The organism is Marinobacter sp. LQ44, from assembly GCF_001447155.2.
Classification (GTDB): domain Bacteria; phylum Pseudomonadota; class Gammaproteobacteria; order Pseudomonadales; family Oleiphilaceae; genus Marinobacter.
The window spans coordinates 839,211-855,348 of record NZ_CP014754.1; the positions used below are offsets into that span (position 1 = coordinate 839,211).

Annotated in this window: 16 protein-coding genes; 7 read left to right on the plus strand and 9 right to left on the minus strand. The window is 57.5% G+C overall.

Annotated features, from left to right (window positions below):
- Nucleotides 1-24: 24 nt before the first annotated feature.
- The 8 genes from rseP to rpsB all read right to left on the minus strand — a co-directional run bounded on the left by rseP (nt 25) and on the right by rpsB (nt 7,557).
- Entirely contained in the window at nt 25-1,374 is a 1,350-nt protein-coding gene (gene rseP, locus ASQ50_RS03950; protein WP_058090253.1) for an RIP metalloprotease RseP, read from the minus strand.
- A gap of 49 nt (nt 1,375-1,423) precedes the next feature.
- Nucleotides 1,424-2,608, minus strand: a complete 1,185-nt coding sequence (gene ispC / locus ASQ50_RS03955) for a 1-deoxy-D-xylulose-5-phosphate reductoisomerase (RefSeq protein ID WP_058090254.1) — start codon at nt 2,606-2,608, stop codon at nt 1,424-1,426.
- A gap of 2 nt (nt 2,609-2,610) precedes the next feature.
- The gene (locus ASQ50_RS03960; protein WP_058090255.1) at nt 2,611-3,450 is read right to left on the minus strand and encodes a phosphatidate cytidylyltransferase; all 840 of its coding nucleotides are present in this window, start codon (nt 3,448-3,450) and stop codon (nt 2,611-2,613) included.
- Between the two features lie 19 nt (nt 3,451-3,469).
- Nucleotides 3,470-4,240, minus strand: a complete 771-nt coding sequence (uppS, locus tag ASQ50_RS03965; RefSeq protein ID WP_058090256.1) for a polyprenyl diphosphate synthase — start codon at nt 4,238-4,240, stop codon at nt 3,470-3,472.
- Between the two features lie 63 nt (nt 4,241-4,303).
- Nucleotides 4,304-4,861 (minus strand): ribosome recycling factor, encoded by a 558-nt coding sequence (gene frr / locus ASQ50_RS03970; protein ID WP_058090257.1) that lies wholly within the window; start codon nt 4,859-4,861, stop codon nt 4,304-4,306.
- Between the two features lie 70 nt (nt 4,862-4,931).
- Complete coding sequence (gene pyrH / locus ASQ50_RS03975; protein WP_058090258.1) at nt 4,932-5,660, minus strand: UMP kinase; 729 nt, start codon at nt 5,658-5,660, stop codon at nt 4,932-4,934.
- A 180-nt stretch (nt 5,661-5,840) separates the two neighbouring features.
- The gene (tsf, locus tag ASQ50_RS03980; RefSeq protein WP_058090259.1) at nt 5,841-6,710 is read right to left on the minus strand and encodes a translation elongation factor Ts; all 870 of its coding nucleotides are present in this window, start codon (nt 6,708-6,710) and stop codon (nt 5,841-5,843) included.
- 94 nt (nt 6,711-6,804) lie between these two features.
- Nucleotides 6,805-7,557: a 30S ribosomal protein S2 gene (gene rpsB / locus ASQ50_RS03985; protein WP_058090260.1), complete on the minus strand. Its 753-nt coding sequence runs from the start codon at nt 7,555-7,557 to the stop codon at nt 6,805-6,807.
- A 273-nt stretch (nt 7,558-7,830) separates the two neighbouring features.
- Here rpsB and map point away from each other — a divergent pair, with 273 nt between their 5' ends.
- The 6 genes from map to dapE all read left to right on the plus strand — a co-directional run bounded on the left by map (nt 7,831) and on the right by dapE (nt 15,185).
- Nucleotides 7,831-8,601 carry a type I methionyl aminopeptidase gene (gene map, locus ASQ50_RS03990; RefSeq protein WP_058090261.1) on the plus strand — a complete coding sequence of 257 codons (771 nt, stop codon included), beginning with the start codon at nt 7,831-7,833 and terminating at the stop codon, nt 8,599-8,601.
- On the plus strand, nt 8,602-11,247 hold the full coding sequence (locus tag ASQ50_RS03995) for a [protein-PII] uridylyltransferase (RefSeq protein ID WP_058090262.1): 2,646 nt from the start codon (nt 8,602-8,604) through the stop codon (nt 11,245-11,247).
- Nucleotides 11,244-12,446: a succinyldiaminopimelate transaminase gene (gene dapC / locus ASQ50_RS04000; protein WP_058090263.1), complete on the plus strand. Its 1,203-nt coding sequence runs from the start codon at nt 11,244-11,246 to the stop codon at nt 12,444-12,446. The genes ASQ50_RS03995 and dapC overlap by 4 nt, the downstream gene beginning before the upstream one ends.
- Nucleotides 12,443-12,784, plus strand: coding sequence for an ArsC family reductase (locus tag ASQ50_RS04005; RefSeq protein ID WP_058090264.1), 342 nt, complete (start codon nt 12,443-12,445; stop codon nt 12,782-12,784). The genes dapC and ASQ50_RS04005 overlap by 4 nt, the downstream gene beginning before the upstream one ends.
- Nucleotides 12,785-12,911: 127 nt before the next feature.
- Entirely contained in the window at nt 12,912-13,940 is a 1,029-nt protein-coding gene (gene dapD, locus ASQ50_RS04010) for a 2,3,4,5-tetrahydropyridine-2,6-dicarboxylate N-succinyltransferase (RefSeq protein ID WP_058090265.1), read from the plus strand.
- A gap of 114 nt (nt 13,941-14,054) precedes the next feature.
- Entirely contained in the window at nt 14,055-15,185 is a 1,131-nt protein-coding gene (dapE, locus tag ASQ50_RS04015; protein ID WP_058090266.1) for a succinyl-diaminopimelate desuccinylase, read from the plus strand.
- Here the strand turns inward: dapE and ASQ50_RS04020 are convergent, their stop codons facing one another.
- A complete protein-coding gene (locus ASQ50_RS04020; protein WP_058090267.1) occupies nt 15,186-15,404 on the minus strand; it encodes a SlyX family protein in 219 nt (72 codons plus the stop codon).
- Nucleotides 15,405-15,554: 150 nt separating this feature from the next.
- On the opposite strand from ASQ50_RS04020, the gene ASQ50_RS21715 reads away from it, so the two are divergent.
- Entirely contained in the window at nt 15,555-16,097 is a 543-nt protein-coding gene (locus ASQ50_RS21715) for a cold-shock protein (protein ID WP_058090268.1), read from the plus strand.
- The last annotated feature ends 41 nt before the right edge of the window (nt 16,098-16,138 follow it).

Genomic DNA, 16,138 nt, shown 5'->3' on the forward strand with positions numbered 1-16,138 from the left:
TGTGCGGTAAGGAGCCCGCAATTCTCACAACCGCATCAGGTCGTTGTAAAGAGCAAACACCATTAAAGTCAGAATCAAAGCCATACCAATTCGTAATCCAAGTGCCTGAACCTGTTCAGATACCGGCTTTCGGCGTATGGCCTCGATGGTGTAATACACAATGTGGCCACCATCCAATACAGGAATCGGCAAAAGATTCAGCACCCCGAGGCTGACACTCAGGTAGGCCAGAAAACGGATAAAATCTTCAAACCCGGAACTGACACTGGCCTCAGCCACTCGGGCAATGGTAATCGGCCCACTCAGATTGGTGGGCGACAACAGGCCCGTGACCATTTTTTTGATGGCCACCAGCGTCAGTCGGGTATCCGCCCAGGTTTGATGCACCGCATTCGGAATGGCTGCAAAGGGGCCGTAACGAACTTCACGCAGCAACTCGTCTGGCCAGGTGATCGCTTCGACACCTGCACCCACGAAGCCAATTTCCTGGCCATCGTCGAGGGTTCGGGTAGCCGGGCGAACGGTAAGCTCCAGGGGCGTCCCATCACGCTCTATGGACAGCTCAAGGTCGGTTTCAGGCGCATTCCTGATATAGTCCACCAGGGCAAACCAGTCGGCCACCGGCTCGCCGTCCACGGCAACAATACGATCGCCACTCCGAAGCCCTGCGGCAGCAGCCCGGCCATCGCTGGTGACCTGCCCCAACACAGCCGGCACCGCCGGTCGCCAGGGCGTGATACCAAATTCTGCCAGGGGGTTGGGCGTATCATTGCTCAGGCGCCAGCCATTCAGGGCTCCGTCGACTGTGCCCCTTGATCCGTTCTGTGACACCTCAAGTGTCACCAGGCCATGCTCTCCGGTTCGCTCCAACAGGCGCATGTTAATATCACGCCAGGACGTCACCCGGTGACCATCCACAGCATGGATTTCCATGCCCTGCTGCAACCCTGCCCTGTCGGCCACACTGCCGGGCGTCACATCCCCTACCACCGGCGCAACGGTTGTTACACCCACTACGCTCAGCAACCAGTAGGCGAATATGGCAAACAGGAAATTCGCCAGCGGGCCGGCAGCTGCGATGGCAATTCTCTGGGACGGCGGCTTGGAGGTAAAGGCCTGATCTTTCAGCCCCTCCGGTACGGGGCCTTCCCGTTCATCGAGCATCTTGACGTAGCCGCCCAACGGGATCGCCGCCACCGCAAACTCGGTACCGTGGCGATCGTACCAGGAAAACAAGGGTTTACCGAAGCCCACAGAAAATCTGAGCACCTTGACCCCGCACCGCCGGGCCACCCAGAAGTGACCATACTCGTGCAGGGTCACCAGGATTCCCAGTGTTAACGCAAGTGCCAGAACGGTTTGAATAATCTGCATAGAGTTTCCGGTTTGAGGCCGTCGGCCAAGATGAACATTCCCGCAGGACTCAGACAGACAGCAGGCTTATCTGTTCCCTGGCCCGGCTGCGAGCCTCGGCATCCTTCCCAAATATGGTATCGAAGTCGCTCGCCGGAACGACCGGCGTCGCCGCCAAAGTCCGCTCTATGATAACGGGGATATCGGCGAAGCACAGCTTGCCGTCCAGAAACGCCTCCACTGCCACCTCGTTGGCGGCATTCAGCACCGCTGGTGCCGTGCCACCACTGGCAAAAGCCTCGGCGGCCAGCCGCAGGCAGGGGAAGCGCTGGAGATCCGGTCGTTCAAAATGGAATTTACCAATGGCAAACAGGTCCAGAGGTGCAACCCCCGCTTCGATACGCTCGGGCCAGGCCAGCCCGTTGGCAATTGGCGTACGCATGTCCGGGCTTCCAAGTTGGGCAAGAACGGAACCGTCCGTGTACTCCACCATGGAATGAATAATACTCTCCGGATGAACGTGAACCTCAACCCGGTCTGGCGTGGTATTGAACAGCCAGCAGGCCTCAATCAGCTCCAGCCCTTTGTTCATGAGCGTGGCGGAGTCGACCGAAATCTTCTGGCCCATCGACCAGTTCGGGTGCGCACAGGCCTGAGACGGAGTAACGCTGCGGAGCTCTTCTGCTGCCAGGGTTCGAAACGGCCCACCAGAGGCGGTCAGCAGGATCCGGGTAATACCGGCGGCCTTCGGATCCCGAATTTTGTCTGCTGGCATACACTGGAAAATGGCGTTGTGCTCGGAGTCGATGGGCAGCAACTCCGAGCCTGAGGCGATTACCGCGTCCATAAACAACTGGCCAGACATCACCAACGCTTCCTTGTTGGCCAGCAGTACCCGTTTCCCGGCCCGCACCGCCGATAAGGTGGGTGCCAGTCCCGCGGCGCCAACAATGGCGGCCATGACGGTGTCGGCGTCTTTCGCAGCGGCTACGGCACAGAGCCCTGCCTCACCGCCAAGCACCTGAATATCCGGACAATCGACCAGCAACTCCCTGAGCTGGTCCGCAGCAGGTTCACTGGCCATGACAGCAACCTTGGGGCGAAACTCCCGGCACAGGGTCGCCAATTCCGATGCCCTTGTGCCCGCTGTCAGCGCGTAGACCGAGAACCGGCCCGGGTGTCGGCGAATCACATCCAGGGTGCTGAGCCCGATAGAGCCCGTTGCCCCCAATACGGTAATGCAACGTGTTGTCATAGTTACCAGTGACCGGTGGTCAACCAACCCAGCAGGGTGATTATCAGGGCAAACACAGGAATGGCGGCGGTCAGGCTATCAATGCGATCCATGATCCCGCCATGGCCGGGCAGCAACTGACTGCTGTCCTTGATCCCCCGGAATCGCTTGAGCATGCTTTCAAGAAGGTCGCCCAGCACCGACACAAAACCGGTGACCAATGTGGCAACGATCAACAGAGCCATTTGAACAGGCGTGGCGGCAGCCAGCAGACTGGCAACAACGGCGAGCAAGGCGACCGCCGCCAGACCTCCCCACACACCGGCCCAGGACTTACCAGGGCTGACCCGGGGCGCCAGCTTGGCCTTGCCGAACGCTCTGCCCGCAAAATAGGCGCCAATATCAGCCACCCAGACCACAAGAAATATGTAGAGGATCGCCAGACGGTTATCTGCCAGGTCACCGAACTGAAAACCTCCGGTTCGCAGGTGGTTCAACCCCACCCAGGCCGGAATCAGCACCAGCAGGCCCATCACCGCCCGCACGGGCACGACACCCCAGGAATCCGATCCAGCCGGATACCGGCGCACCAGCCAGAAGCACACCAGCCACCAAATCACGGCAAGCCAGAGCACAGCCACCGAAGGCACGTTCAGCAGCCCATAGAGTAACGCCGCAACAACAGCGGCGTAGATCACCCGACCCGGCTGCGCCTCAATGCCCGACATATTCGCCCATTCCCAGGCACCCAAGGTAATAATCGCGCCGGTGAACAGGGCAAACCCCAGGGGCGACGTAAAAAAGATGCCGCCAATCGCGATGGGAGCAAGAATAAGAGCTGTGATGATGCGGGTTTTTAACACGGTATAAGTCGCTGTATCGTTATTGTTGTGAAGCTCGCGCCGCAATCTGGTCGTCGGTTTGCCCGAAACGACGCTGGCGACGGCTGTAGGCTTCCAATGCCTTGCGCATTTCCTCAGCCTTGAAATCCGGCCAGTAAACGCTGGAAAAGTAGAACTCGGTATAGGCCAGGTGCCACAACAGGAAGTTGCTGATGCGCTGCTCGCCGGCGGTACGGATCATCAGGTCCGGCATCGGCAGGTCGCCGATACTGAGGTGCTGCTGGATCAGGTCGTCGGTAATGTCTGACGGTTCAAGTTGACCAATCCGAACCTGCTCTGCCACTTTTCGGGTTGCCTGGGTTATGTCCCAGTGGCCCCCGTAGTTCGCCGCAATCACCAGAGTCATCGCTGTGTTGTCGCGGGTCAGGGCCTCGGCTTTGTCCATATGTTCCTGGAGCGCCGGATTGAAAGCCGAGCGATCACCGATTATGCGCAAGCGGATATTGTTGCGATGGAGCTTCCGGACCTCGCGCTCAAGGGCAATCAGGAAAAGCCTCATCAACGCCGACACTTCGTCTTTCGGGCGACGCCAGTTCTCACTGGAAAAAGCGAACAGAGTGAGTACCTCCACCCCTTCCCTGGCGCAGGTTTCCACCACGGCCTTTACCGCATCCACACCAGCCTTGTGACCAGCCACTCCCTTGAGCCGATGAGCCTTGGCCCAGCGGTTATTGCCATCCATGATAATGGCCACATGCCGGGGACAGTTGTCTGCCATCACCGGAATTTCTGCGGTTATTTGTGCCGTCATGAAACCCTCTGTGCGGCGGAGCATCCACCCCGCCGCGTGCTTTCTACTGAATGGACCCGGCGATCAGACCGCCATCAGGTCCTCTTCCTTCGCCTTCAGCATCTTGTCGACTTCAGCGATGTATTTGTCAGTCAGTTTCTGGACTTCGTCTTCGCCCCGGCGCTGATCGTCCTCACTGATCTCTTTTTCCTTGAGCAGGTCTTTGATCATGCTGTTGGCATCGCGGCGAGCATTACGGATGGACACCCGGCCATGCTCCGCATCCGCTTTCGCCTGCTTGACCATTTCCTTACGGGTTTCTTCGGTCAGCATCGGCATGGGCACTCGAATCACATCACCGCTGGTAGACGGATTCAGACCCAGATCCGACGTCATGATGGCTTTTTCGATGGTGGGAACCAGATTCTTCTCCCACGGGGCAACCATCAGGGTGCGATTGTCTTCAACGTTAACGCTGGCAACCTGCTTCAACGGCGTTTCCTGACCGTAGTAGTTCACCATCACGCTGTCCAGAATCGCAGGGTGGGCACGGCCGGTGCGAATCTTGTTGAAAGCCGAGTGCAGAGCCTCCAGGCTCTTCTTCATCTTCTTCTCGGCATCTGCTTTGATATCGTTAATCACGTCAGCATCCTCGAAACGTTCGTCTGGTTATAGTGCAGTATCCGGCCAGATTTCTGCAGCCGGCAACCAATTATTCAATCAATGTGCCTTCTTTCTCACCGGTCACAATGCGGGTCAGTACGCCGGGCTGGCTCATGTTGAACACTCGTAGCGGCATACCGTGATCCCGGGCCAGGCAGATAGCCGTGAGGTCCATCACCCCGAGCTTTTTGTCCAGAACCTCATCGTAGGTCAGGTAATCGTATTTTACAGCGCTGGGGTCAAGATGGGGATCCGCATTGTAGACGCCGTCAACCTTGGTGGCCTTCAGCACGGCATCGGCCTCGATCTCGATACCCCGCAGGCAAGCGGCGGAGTCTGTGGTAAAGAACGGGTTACCGGTACCTGCGCTGAAAATAACCACGTCACCCTCTTTCAGGTCACGTACTGCTCGCCGGCGGTCATAATGCTCAACAATGCCGCTCATTGGAATGGCAGACATCACACGGGTCCGGATATTGGAACGCTCAAGCGCATCACGCATGGCCAGACCATTCATGACCGTGGCCAGCATACCCATGTGATCCCCCGTCACACGGTCAAGGCCAGCGGCACTTAGCGCTGCCCCCCGGAACAGGTTACCACCGCCAATCACCAACCCCACTTGTACGCCAATACCGACCAGGGCACCGATTTCAAGCGCCATGCGATCAAGAACCTTGGGATCAATACCGAAATCGTGATCGCCCATCAGGGCCTCGCCACTGAGCTTCAGCAGAACACGCTTGTATCTGGGCTGGTTTTTTGAAGATGTCGGCATGGTGATCCCCTTATCGTCTGTTGGCTATCCGGCGCAAACCCGTTTCAGGCTTGTATCTGACATACTCCTCGAAAAAGGGGTATCTCAGATACAAGCCCGCCACGAAAGCCGGGCGTACCCGACTGACGTGGCAGACTCAGGTAAGCACTGCCACCTTGCGTGACAGCGCTCAGAAGAGGATCAGGCCTTGCCTGTGCCAGCGGCAGCAGCCACTTCAGCAGCGAAATCCACTTCTTCTTTCTCGATGCCTTCACCCACTTCCAGGCGAACGAAACCAACCAGCTCGCCACCGGCAGCTTTGATCAGGTCGCCCACTTTCTGGTCAGGGTTCTTGACGAACGGCTGCTCAATCAGGCTGTTCTCAGCCAGAAACTTCTTGATACGGCCACCCATCATCTTTTCGATGATCTCAGCAGGCTTGCCTTCCATATCCGGCTGCGCCTTGATGATCTCTTTCTCTTTTTCCAGCTCTTCAGCCGGCATGTCGTCGGGCTTGCCAACGCGCGGGTTAACAGCAGCCACGTGCATCGCGATGTCGCGAGCCAGCTCTTCGTTACCAGCGGTCAGGGCCACAACAGAGGCAATCTTGTTGTTGCTGTGAACGTAACCGCCCACAACCGGACCTTCTACCTTGATGATCCGACGAACGGTGATGTTCTCGCCGATCTTCTGAACCAGAGCCTCACGCTTGGCTTCCAGATCGCCAGCCATCAGGGCCGCAACGTCGGTTTCGCCTTTTTCGAAAGCAACGTTCAGAACGTCGTTGGCGAAGCCCATGAAGTTGTCGTCACGAGCAACGAAGTCTGTCTCGGAGTTCACTTCCAGAATGTAGGCAACGGTGTTGTCGTCAGACACCTTAACCAGAGAAACACCTTCAGCAGCGGTACGGCCGGCCTTCTTGGCGGCTTTCAGACCGGAAGACTTGCGCAGCTCTTCGATTGCGGCGTCAACGTCACCACCAGCTTCAACCAGTGCCTTCTTGCATTCCATCATGCCAAGGCCGGTACGCTCACGCAGCTCTTTGACCATTGCAGCGGTAATTGCAGCCATGTTCAGTCCTCTTAATCGTTTCCGAATTCGGTGGGGAGGTATGCCCGGTTTAACGAGCGGGCATACCTTACAACTCAAACGTGAAGCTTAAGTGTTACTCGGCAGCCGGAGCGGCGCCCGCAGCGTCTTCGCTTACTTCAACAAACTCGTCAGCACCAGCGCCTGCAGACTGGGAAGCTTCCAGGCAGGTATCGGCAACAGCCTTCACGTAGATCTGGATGGCGCGGATGGCGTCATCGTTACCCGGGATTACGTAATCAACGCCGTCCGGATCGCTGTTGGTATCAACAACACCGATAACAGGAATACCCAGCTTGTTGGCTTCCTTGATAGCGATACGCTCGTGATCCACGTCGATAACGAACAGCGCGTCGGGCAGGCCGCCCATATCCTTGATACCACCGATGGAGCGCTCGAGCTTGTCCATTTCACGGGTACGCTCAAGGGCTTCTTTCTTGGTCAGTTTGTCGAAAGTACCGTCTTTGCTCTGGGCTTCCAGATCACGGTAGCGGCGAATAGACTGACGGATGGTCTTGTAGTTGGTCAGCATGCCACCCAACCAGCGATGGTTAACGTAGGGCTGGCCGGAACGCTGAGCTTCTTCCTTGATGATCTTGGACGCAGCACGCTTGGTACCAACGAACAGGATCTTGTTCTTGCTCTCTGCCAGCTGCTGAATCACATTCAGCGCTTCGTTCATGGCAGGAACAGTCTGCTCAAGGTTGATGATGTGAATCTTGTTGCGGGCACCGAAAATGTACTTACCCATTTTCGGGTTCCAGTAACGGGTCTGGTGACCAAAGTGAGCACCTGCTTTAAGCAGGTCACGCATATTTACCTGAGCCATGATATTTACCTTTTAGCTTCGGGTTAGTCCTCCACGCGTCCGATTGCCCCAACCAGCCTCCTTTAAACAGGAGCTGGCACCCTGGGACAACGTGCTGACACGTGTGTGAATTTGCCGGATTCGTTTCCGGCGGGCGCGTTTATACCATAAAGCGACACCGGGGCGCCATTATTTTTAGCGCAACCCTATAGTCACGATAGCAGGCAGCTCGCCTTGTACCTGACCCCTCAGGCCCTTAAAATGCCTGTTTGATGCAAATCAACAGGTATAGCGATGCAAGTATCCATCAAGACTCCCGAAGAAATTGAAAAAATGCGCGTGGCCGGCCGGCTGGCGGCCGAAGTTCTGGAAATGCTGGACGAACACGTAAAGCCCGGAATTTCAACCGAGGAGCTCAACAGCATCGCCCACGATTACATCGTCAACAAACAGCAGGCTATTCCAGCGCCGCTCAACTACAAGGGTTTCCCGAAATCCATCTGTACGTCGGTCAACCATGTGATCTGCCACGGCATCCCAACCGAAAAGAAAATTCTGAAAGACGGCGACATCATTAACATCGACGTCACCGTTATAAAGGATGAGTACCACGGCGACACCAGCAAGATGTGGGTTGTTGGCAAACCCAAGCCCGGTACCGAACGCCTGATCCAGATCACCCAGGAGTGCCTGTATAAAGGTATTGAACTGGTCAAACCCGGCACCCGCCTGGGCGACATTGGCCACGTCATCCAGCAGCATGCCGAGAAGCATCGTTATTCCGTGGTCAGAGACTACTGCGGCCATGGCATTGGCAAGGGGTTCCACGAGGAGCCGCAGGTCATGCATTACGGCAAGCCCGGCACCGGTATGGAACTGCAGGAAGGCATGACCTTTACCATCGAACCGATGATCAACCAGGGCAAATACCAAACCAAACTGATGGCCGATGGCTGGACCGTGGTCACCAAGGACCACAAGCTGTCTGCCCAGTGGGAACACACCATCCTGGTGACCGCTGACGGCTATGAAGTGCTGACTAAACGATCGGAAGAGTCATTCTAAGTGGACCGAAGCGAGCTGGAATCCCGTATCAGCAACGACACCTCACCGGTATTTGCCGCCAGGGAACTGTTACGGGAAAGCTATAATGCTGACGCCGAAGCTTTCCGCCAGGGTGCCGATGTAAGAGCCCTGGTTCATGCCAGGGCCAACACCATAGACAAAGTGCTCCGGCTGATCTGGAACCGGTACCCGTTTTCCCGCTCCTCCGACATTGCCCTGGTCGCCGTCGGCGGCTACGGGCGCGGCGAACTACACCCCCACTCAGACATAGACCTGCTTATCCTGACCCGCCACGGTATAGAAGAGGCCTGGCAGGATGACCTGGGCGCCTTCGTTACCCTGCTCTGGGACCTCAAGCTGGATATCGGCCACAGCGTGCGCAGCATGGAAGAGTGCCTATCCTCGGCCCGGCAGGACATCACCATCCTGACCAACCTGCTGGAGACCCGAACCATCGCCGGCCCCGATGGACTGCGGGCAGAGCTCAGTGAGCTGGTCTATTCCGATGAGGTCAGCTCGGATCGTGACTACTTCCTGGCCAAGCGGGAAGAGCAGCAACAGCGCCACAAAAAATACGGCGACACCGAATACAACCTGGAGCCTAACGTTAAAGGTTCCCCCGGCGCACTTCGGGACATCCAGACCATCGGCTGGATCACCAAACGCCACTTCGGCCTGCAGAACATTGCCGACCTCACCCGCTTCAGTATTCTGACCGAAGAAGAACACCAGATCCTGCACCAGGGCGAAACCTTCCTGTGGCAATTGCGTTATGGCCTGCAACTGATTGCCGACCGCAATGAAAACCGGCTGCTGTTCGACCACCAACGTGCGCTCGCGGAAATGCTCGGCTACAAAGATGAAGGCAAACGGCTGGGCGTCGAGCTGATGATGCAGTCCTACTACCGCACCGTACTGGCCTTGGCAGAGCTGGCTGACGTTATCCTGCAGTACTACGACGAAGCCATTATTGGCGAGGGCAGTGAAGACGAAATCCGCCCACTGAACAAACGCTTCCAGATTCGCAACCTGTATATAGAAGCCATCAACAACCAGGTGTTCGCCTACGCCCCCTACGCCATCATGGAAATCTTCGTGCTGGTGGCCCAGCACCCTGAAATCAAGGGCATACGGGCGACCACCATCCGCTCGTTAAGGGCCCACCGACACCTGATTGACGACGCCTTCAGGTCAGATCTGGCAGTCACCACCCTGTTCATGGAACTGTTGCGCACGCCACACGCGCTGGACCAGACTCTGTCTGCCATGAAAAAGTACAACGTACTGGGCCGCTACTTGCCGGAGTTTGGCCAGATCATCGGCCAGATGCAGCACGACCTCTTTCATATATACACGGTCGATGCCCACACCATGCGCGTGATCCGCAATATGGCGCGGCTGAACAGTACCGACGTTCGCAACGAATACCCTCTGGCGTCCCGGCTGATTCATCGGTTGCCCAAACTGGAAACGCTGTTTATTGCTGGCCTTTATCACGATGTGGCCAAGGGCCGTGGCGGTGACCACTCAGAACTGGGCGCCATTGACGCAGAAGCCTTCTGTGAACGCCACCACTTGAGTGAGCGGGACACCCAACTGGTGTCATGGCTGGTGGAAAACCACCTGCTGATGTCGATGACCGCCCAGCGCAAGGACATTTCAGACCCGGACATCATCCAGGCCTTTGCCCGCGCCATGCCCAGCCAGGCCCACCTGGATTATCTGTACATCCTGACGGTGTGCGACATCAGCGCCACCAATCCAAAACTCTGGAACACCTGGCGCGCATCCTTGCTGCGCCAGCTTTACATTGAAGCCAAGCGCGCCCTGCGCCGTGGCACCGACACGCCAGTCGACCGCCAGGCCTGGATACGCGCCACCAGGGAGGAAGCCCGTCAGATCCTGCACGCACAGAAGATGACCGATGAGCAGATTGATCCTATCTGGGAAACCGTAGACGAGGATTACTTCCTGCAGGATTCCACCGTAGATATTGCCTGGCAGACGGCAGCCATCATTCGCCACGGCGACAACCCGGACCCATTGGTGCTGATTCGTGACACCCGGGGCGGGCCGACGGACGGTTACTCACAGATCATTATCTACATGAAAGACCGGGTTGCCCTGTTTGCGGCAACCACGGCGGTGCTGGAACAGCTGAACCTGAACATCGTAGATGCCCGCATCAACTCCAGCGAAGGCCCCCACTCGATCAGCTCTTACGTGGTATTGGATGAACAGGGTCAGCCACTGGGCGTTGATCCGACCCGCAAGGAAAGAGTGCGCAAGCGTCTGATCGAAGAACTCGATGACCCGGAAGACTACCCGGACATTATCCACCGGCGCACCCCCCGGCAGCTGAAGCACTTCGCTTTCCCAACCGAAGTGACCTTCTCCAATGACACCATCAATCAACGCACCGTGATGGAAGTCATCACCCCGGACCGCCCCGGCCTTCTGGCCCGCATTGGCCAGGTGCTGCTGGAACACCGGGTGCGACTGACCAACGCCAAGATTGCCACCCTGGGCGAGCGCGTAGAAGACGTATTCTTCATCACCGACGAACATGGCGAGCCGCTGCGCGACCCGGGCGTGTGCCAGGCCCTGCAACAGGACCTTTGCCAAATGCTGGACGATATTGAATGAACCTGAATCTCGAAAGACTTCACCCTTACCCGTTTGAAAAGCTGGCCAAACTGAAAGCCGGCATCACCGTGCCGGACCACCTGAAGCCAATATCACTCGGCATTGGCGAACCCAAGCACCCGTCACCGGCGTTTGTGAAGCAGGTGATCGCCGACAACCTGGACAAACTGGCTAACTACCCCACCACCAAAGGCATCGATGAGTTGCGCGAAGCCATCGCCCACTGGGCCAGCAAGCGCTTCCAGCTGGCCGAAGGTAGTCTGGACCCGGCTCACAACGTGGTTCCGGTCAACGGCACCCGTGAGGCTATTTTCGCCCTGGTTCAGGCGGTGGTGGATGCCAGTAAACCAGCTACTGTTGTCAGCCCTAACCCCTTCTACCAGATTTACGAAGGCGCAGCGTTCCTGGCCGGGGCGGACCCGGTGTACCTGCCCTGCGACGCCAGCAACGGCTTTATTCCGGATTTCGACGCGGTGCCTGAATCGGTCTGGGAAGACTGCCAAATCCTGTTCCTGTGCTCCCCGGGCAACCCCAGCGGCGCAGTCATCCCCCGGGAAACCCTGGTAAAGGTTATCGAACTGGCCGACCGTCATGATTTTCTGATCGCCTCCGATGAATGCTATTCCGAACTCTACCCGGACGAAGCCAACCCGCCCGAAGGCCTGCTGCAAACCTGTGCGGCCATCGGTCGTCACGACTTCAAGCGCTGCGTTGTGTTCCACAGCCTGTCCAAGCGCAGCAACCTGCCCGGCCTGCGCTCCGGCTTTGTGGCCGGTGATGCCGAGGTACTGGCCGGCTACCTGAAGTACCGTACCTACCACGGCTGCGCCATGCCCGTTCACAACCAGCTGGCCAGCATTGCCGCCTGGAGTGATGAAGACCACGTGCGGGAAAACCGGGCCGCCTACCGGGCCAAGTTCGAAGCGGTGGTGCCCATCCTGCGCGAAGTGATGAACGTGGACTTCCCGGATGCCGGTTTCTATCTATGGCCGGAAACGCCGATGGATGATGAAACCTTCGCCAAGGAGCTGTCCGCACAACAGAACGTGCACGTGCTGCCGGGCCGTTACCTGTCCCGAACGGTAGATGGCCACAACCCAGGTGAGAACCGAGTGCGCATGGCGCTGGTAGCGCCGCTGGAGGAGTGTGTGGAAGCAGCCCGGCGAATCGTCGATTTTGTAAAAGGTTTCAAAGCATGAAGTTATATGGCATCAAGAACTGCGATACCGTGAAAAAAGCCCGTAAGTGGCTGGACGACAACGGCATCGTCTACGAATTCCACGACTTCAAGAAAGACGGCCTGACCAGCGAGAAGCTGAGCCAGTGGGAGCAGGCCATAGGTTGGGAAACCCTGATCAACAAGCGGGGCACGACCTGGCGAAAACTTCCCGACGAGCTTCGTGATACCATTAACGCCCAAAGTGCCCACCAGATCATGCTGGAGAATACTTCCATCATTAAACGCCCTGTGGTTGAGCGGGGTGACGAAGTAACCGTGGGCTTTAACGCAGACGAATGGGCTGTTTGGATTAACTGATTTTTTAGCCACGGACACTCACAGACGCTCACGGACAAGTGATTAAGAATTCTTGTTTTTGTCCGTGCAAGTCCGTGAGTGTCCGTGGCAAACATTCTTTCAATTATTGAGCACAGGAGCAGATCAGATGAGTTTTGCATTCGGCATTGGCATCGGCACCCAGAACAACCAGGGCGAGTGGCTGGAGGTGTATTACCAGCAACCGATCATGACCCCAGGCAAAGACCTGATCGACGTGGTTGAAACCGCGCTGGACTACAAAGGCGGCAATCAGGCCATTGATGTTAAAGCCGAGCAACTGACCAGATTTGCCAACGCCCTGCGCCAGCTGGGCCAGACCGACCAGGCGAAACTGGCGGAAAAAGCGGCCGAGAGCAAACGCCCTGTGGTTGTTACCGTGCTGGCTACCGACGATACCGCCTCCAGCACCCCGGAAGTGTATCTGAAGCTGCACCTGATCTCCCACCGGCTGGCCAAGCCCCACAGTGTAAAGCTGGACGGTATTTTCGGCCTGCTGCCGAACCTGGCCTGGACCAACGAAGGCGCCATCGACCTGAACGAACTGCCCGAGCGCCAGCTGCAGGCCCGCATTGAAGGCCGCACCCTGGAAGTGAAATCGGTCGACAAGTTCCCGCAGATGACCGACTACGTCGTACCCAAGGGCGTGCGTATCGCTGACACCGCCCGTGTTCGTCTGGGCGCCTACGTAGGCGAAGGCACCACCGTGATGCACGAAGGCTTTATCAACTTCAACGCCGGCACCGAAGGCACCAGCATGATCGAAGGCCGCATTTCTGCCGGCGTGATGATCGGCAAGGGCTCTGACCTGGGCGGCGGCTGCTCCACCATGGGTACCCTGTCTGGTGGCGGCAACATCATCATCTCCGTGGGCGAAAACTGCCTGCTCGGCGCTAACGCCGGCATCGGCATCCCACTGGGCGATCGCTGCACCGTTGAAGCTGGTCTGTATATCACCTCTGGCACCAAGGTGAACCTGCTGGATGACAACAACAAACAGGTAGAAGTCATCAAGGCCCGCGACCTGGCCGGCAAGAACGACCTGCTGTTCCGTCGCAACAGTCTCACTGGCGCTGTTGAGTGCAAGACCAACAAGTCCGCTATTGAACTGAACGAAGAGCTGCACGCGAATAATTAATCGCTTGGGTTAGCCACGGACGACACGGACAATCACGGACAAAACCCTTTCTTGATGTCCGTGAACGTCCGTGTTGTCCGTGGCAAATTTTCTTTTTTTACACAGGTTTCCCGCATGTCATTATCACCCACTTTAGAACTCGCCATGGACCTCATTCGCCGCCGCTCGGTGACGCCGGATGACGCCGGCTGCCAGGAACTGATGATGTCCCGCCTGGCGCCACTGGGCTTTGCGGGCGAGAACCTGCGGTTTGGTGACACGGATAACCTGTGGGCCCGCAAGGGCTCAGACGGCCCGGTACTGGCGTTTGCCGGCCACACCGATGTGGTGCCAACCGGCCCGGAGAAAAACTGGGCGCACCCGCCGTTTGACCCTGTCATCAAAGATGGCTATCTGTATGGCCGGGGCGCAGCAGACATGAAGGGCAGCCTGGCGGCCTTCATCACCGCCTGCGAACGCTTTGTGGCGAACAACCCTGAGCACCGAGGCTCCATCGCCCTCTTGATCACCAGCGATGAAGAAGGCCCCGCCCAGGACGGCACGGTGAAAGTGGTAGAAACCCTGGAAGCCCGCAACGAAAAGATGGACTGGTGCCTGATTGGCGAGCCTTCCAGCACCCATCAGGTGGGCGATGTTATCAAGAACGGCCGCCGGGGCTCCCTGCACGGCTACCTGACAGTACACGGCGTACAAGGCCACGTGGCCTACCCACACCTGGCAGAGAACCCCGTGCACGCGGTGGCGCCGGCACTGGATGCACTGGCCAGGGAATTCTGGGACAACGGCAACGACTTCTTCCCGCCGACCACGTTCCAGATCACCCGGATTGAATCCGGCGTTGGCAGCAACATCATTCCCGGCGAATGCCTGGTGCACTTCAACTTCCGGTACTGCACGGAAAACACCGCAGAAAGCCTTGAAGAGCGGGTAGTGGCCATTCTGGACCGGCACCAGCTCAAGTACGATTTGCAGTGGCACCTCAGCGGCCGCCCCTTCCTCACCGACAAGGGCGCCCTGGTTGCCGCCAGCCAGAACGCCATCCGCTCCGTCACCGGCCGCGAGACCGAGCTGTCCACCTCCGGTGGCACCTCTGATGGTCGCTTCATCGCACCGACTGGCGCACAGGTCGTAGAACTCGGCCCCCTCAACGCCACCATTCACAAAGTGGACGAATGCGTAAAAGCCGAGGACCTGGATACCCTCTCCGAAATCTACGAACAGATACTGGAAGAACTGCTGGGATAATCAATAATGCGGAGGCGGAGTCTCATCCTCCTCCGCCTTGATGTTCGAGGGCGAAATATCCTTCAACTGCTTGTGCAGCACCTTCTTGGCATCCCACAGCTCCCGAATATCCATCTCCTGCTTCGCCACCTGCTCACTCAGGGTATTGATCACATCGTCCTGGAACGCAAGTCGCATTTCCAGCTCTGCAAGCCTGTCTTCCAGTGTCTTTTTGCTCATGAGATTTGGTCAGCCCTTTCGGTAATCTGGTATGATGCCGCCTTTTACCGCCAACATTGAACATTGGCGGCGTTCATTGGCCGGGCATGCCATGTTACCCGATGTCCGGCTTTTTATCGTTAGTGTTAACCCATGGAGAATATTCAGCCAATGCGTAATCCAGCCAAAGCGATCCGTCTTTCCCTTATGATCGCCATTCCGGCACCCCTGGTACTGTTTCTGCTGCTGTCTGTCACACCGCAATTCCTGGCCGCGCTGAGCGCTGGCAACCTCGCCGAGGCACTGGGCAGTGTTGGTGGCCTTGCAGCGTACCTGATTGCCTTTGTTATTTTTGCCATCACCGGTTTTCTGGCCATCGCACTTGCCACCAAGCAGCCCTCCGCAGCGCCGGCTTCCAGAAGCCAGAGCCGCCCGGCACGCAACAGTCGCCAGAACAACGTTTATGATGACGAAGAAGACGATTTTGACGACACCACACCGGAAGGGGACGAGGAAGGCACCGTCAAGTGGTTCAACGTCAAGAAAGGCTTTGGCTTCATCGTCCGCGACAGTGGCGACGAGATCTTTGTGCATTTCCGCGCCATTCGCGGTCGTGGTCGCCGCGTATTGCGCCAGGGCCAACTGGTTCGGTTCAACGTTGTGGAAGCCGACAAAGGCCTGCAAGCAGACAACGTGTCTATCCTGAGCGAGTAATTTCGTAGCTCAAGATACGAAAAAGGCAGCCTCCAGGGGCT

Coding starts and splice junctions, on each gene's coding strand:
- rseP (WP_058090253.1), bottom strand. CDS start 1,374: ATGCAGATTATTCAAACCGTTCTGGCACTTGCGTTAACACTGGGAATC.
- ispC (WP_058090254.1), bottom strand. CDS start 2,608: ATGACAACACGTTGCATTACCGTATTGGGGGCAACGGGCTCTATCGGG.
- uppS (WP_058090256.1), bottom strand. CDS start 4,240: ATGACGGCACAAATAACCGCAGAAATTCCGGTGATGGCAGACAACTGT.
- pyrH (WP_058090258.1), bottom strand. CDS start 5,660: ATGCCGACATCTTCAAAAAACCAGCCCAGATACAAGCGTGTTCTGCTG.
- tsf (WP_058090259.1), bottom strand. CDS start 6,710: ATGGCTGCAATTACCGCTGCAATGGTCAAAGAGCTGCGTGAGCGTACC.
- rpsB (WP_058090260.1), bottom strand. CDS start 7,557: ATGGCTCAGGTAAATATGCGTGACCTGCTTAAAGCAGGTGCTCACTTT.
- map (WP_058090261.1), top strand. CDS start 7,831: ATGCAAGTATCCATCAAGACTCCCGAAGAAATTGAAAAAATGCGCGTG.
- dapC (WP_058090263.1), top strand. CDS start 11,244: ATGAACCTGAATCTCGAAAGACTTCACCCTTACCCGTTTGAAAAGCTG.
- ASQ50_RS04005 (WP_058090264.1), top strand. CDS start 12,443: ATGAAGTTATATGGCATCAAGAACTGCGATACCGTGAAAAAAGCCCGT.
- dapD (WP_058090265.1), top strand. CDS start 12,912: ATGAGTTTTGCATTCGGCATTGGCATCGGCACCCAGAACAACCAGGGC.
- dapE (WP_058090266.1), top strand. CDS start 14,055: ATGTCATTATCACCCACTTTAGAACTCGCCATGGACCTCATTCGCCGC.
- ASQ50_RS04020 (WP_058090267.1), bottom strand. CDS start 15,404: ATGAGCAAAAAGACACTGGAAGACAGGCTTGCAGAGCTGGAAATGCGA.
- ASQ50_RS21715 (WP_058090268.1), top strand. CDS start 15,555: ATGCGTAATCCAGCCAAAGCGATCCGTCTTTCCCTTATGATCGCCATT.